At 67.8% G+C, this 2568-nt stretch carries 3 protein-coding genes; all 3 read left to right on the top strand.

The window, feature by feature from the left end:
* A partial coding sequence (locus VMJ11_RS01500; RefSeq protein WP_325616196.1) for a rod shape-determining protein occupies nt 1-450 on the top strand: 450 nt, incomplete at its 5' end.
* A gap of 164 nt (nt 451-614) precedes the next feature.
* On the top strand, nt 615-1772 hold the full coding sequence (gene mreC, locus VMJ11_RS01505) for a rod shape-determining protein MreC (protein ID WP_325616198.1): 1158 nt from the start codon (nt 615-617) through the stop codon (nt 1770-1772).
* A complete protein-coding gene (gene mreD / locus VMJ11_RS01510) occupies nt 1772-2284 on the top strand; it encodes a rod shape-determining protein MreD (RefSeq protein WP_325616200.1) in 513 nt (170 codons plus the stop codon). The genes mreC and mreD overlap by 1 nt, the downstream gene beginning before the upstream one ends.
* The last annotated feature ends 284 nt before the right edge of the window (nt 2285-2568 follow it).

A 2568-nucleotide genomic window follows, 5' to 3' on the forward strand; every position in this document is an offset into this window, starting at 1 on the left:
ATCGTCAACTACATCCGCCGCAACTACGGCATGCTGATCGGCGAGCAGACCGCCGAAGCGATCAAGAAGGAAATCGGCTCGGCCTTCCCGGGTTCCGAAGTCAAGGAAATGGAAGTGAAGGGCCGCAACCTCTCCGAGGGCATTCCGCGCAGCTTCACGATCTCGAGCAACGAAATTCTCGAAGCACTCACCGACCCGCTGAACCAGATCGTCTCTTCGGTGAAGATCGCGCTCGAACAAACGCCGCCGGAACTGGGCGCCGACATCGCCGAGCGCGGCATGATGCTCACGGGCGGCGGCGCGCTGCTGCGCGACCTGGACCGCCTGCTCGCCGAAGAAACCGGCCTGCCGGTGCTGGTGGCGGAAGATCCGCTCACCTGCGTCGTGCGCGGCTCGGGCATGGCGCTCGAGCGCATGGACAAGCTTGGCAGCATCTTCTCGTACGAGTGAGCGCGCAGCGCACCGCTGCGGGCGCGCGCGGCGCCGTCGAGGCGCTTGCGCGCCGATGGCCGGGCGGCACATAGGCCGTCTCGCCGCCCGCAACGGGGCGTCCTCAGGGGCGCCCCGGTTTCGCCCTCCGTTTCACCGAACCGCACACGCCCCCGGCGCCGACCATGGAATACAGTCCGCCGCCCCTCTTTAAGCAAGGCCCGTCGGCACTCGCACGGCTGATCTTCTTCGTCGTGTTGTCGCTCGCACTCCTGATCTCCGATGCGCGTTTCAAGACGCTCGAGATCGTGCGCGGCGTGCTCGGCGCCGGGCTCTACCCGCTGCAGCGCGCGGCCCTCGTGCCGCGTGACTTCTTTACGGGCGCCGCCGATCTGGCCGTGACGAGCTCCACGCTGCGCGCCGAAAACACGCAGCTGCACACGCGCAATCTCCAGCTTTCGCAGCAGGCCAACGAGGCCGCCTCGCTCGCGGCCGAGAACGCGCATCTGCGCGCGCTTCTGCAGCTGTCGCAGCGCATCGGCGCGCAGACCACGCCCGCCGAGATCCAGTACGACACGCGCGACCCGTTCACGCAGAAGGTCGTGATCGGCGCCGGTTCGCAGCAGGGCATCCAGAACGGCTCGCCCGTGTTGAGCGAGGACGGCGTGATCGGCCAGGTCACGCGCGTGTTCCCGGAGCAGTCCGAAGTCACGCTCGTCACCGACAAGGACCAGGCCGTGCCGGTCGAAGTCGTGCGCACGGGCCTGCGCAGCGTGATCTACGGCACGGCCAAGGGCGACCTGCTCGACCTGCGCTTCGTGCCGATCAGCGCCGACGTGCAGGCCGGCGACGAACTCGTGACGAGCGGGCTCGACGGCGTGTACCCGCAAGGGCTGCCGGTTGCGAAGGTGCTGCGCGTGGACAAGCAGGCCGATACGGCATTCGCCCGCGTGGTCGGATTGCCGCTCGCCGCGGTGCGCGGCGCGCGCCAGGTACTCGTGCTTCACTATGTCGCGCAGGTGCCGCCCAATCCGATCGTGGCGGAAGAGGCCGCTGCGGCCGCCGAAGCGAAAGACGCGAAGAAGAAGCCCGGCAAGGGCACGGACAAGAAGGGCGAGAAGCCTGCCGACGACGCGAAGGCAAAACCGGCCGCGGCCGCACCGGCTGGCGCGTCCGGCCCTGCGACTGCGACCGCGCCAGCGGCCACGCCCGCTCCCGCGCAGGCAAAGCCGGCCGCGAACGCCGCCGGCGCGAAAAAGCCGGCGGACAAGCAGCCCGAGAGAAGGCCCAAGGAGAGCCTCCGGGAAGAAGCGGCAAAGGCCGTCGAGCAAGGGGGCCATTGATGCCGCGTCCGCAATACATCCTGCAGCCGGTCAATCCGTACTTCATCGTTTTCAGCCTTGCGGCGGCGTTCCTCCTGAACCTGCTGCCGTGGGGCAAGCTGCCCGGCGTGCCGGACTTCGTCGCGCTCGTGCTGCTGTTCTGGAACATTCACCAGCCGCGCAAGGTGGGCATGGGCGTGGCGTTCATGCTCGGCCTCCTCATGGACGTCCACAACGCGAACCTGCTCGGCGAGCACGCGCTCGCGTACACGCTGCTCTCGTACGGCGCGATCACCATTCACCGCCGCGTGCTGTGGATGTCGATCGGCCTGCAGACGTTCGCCGTCATGCCCATTCTGGTCGGCGCGCAGGTCGTGCCGTTCGTGATCCGCCTGCTGATGGGCGCGTCGTTTCCCGGCTGGGGTTATCTCATCAGCGGCTTCGTCGAAGCCATCCTCTGGCCGGTCGCGACCGTACTGCTGCTTCTGCCGCAGCGGCGCCCCGTCGACCCCGACGACACCCGGCCCATTTGATGAGCGGCGCACGCCGCTCGTCGCTGGAATCTTCGCCTGATGACTCCGCCTGCTCCTTCTAACGCACCCCGGCCCGCCACCGCGCGCACGCGCACGTGAGGGCCTGACAGCATGACCGAATTCAAGGACACCCAGCAACAGCTCTCGAAGTTCCGCCTGCGCGTCGCGGCGGCGGGGCTGTTCGTGTTCGTCTGCTTCGGGTTGATCGCGTTCCGCTTTCTCTACCTGCAGGTCTGGAACCACAGCAAGTACTCGCTGCAGGCGGACGAAAACCGCATTTCCGT

The organism is Paraburkholderia sp., from assembly GCF_035501035.1.
GTDB lineage: Bacteria > Pseudomonadota > Gammaproteobacteria > Burkholderiales > Burkholderiaceae > Paraburkholderia.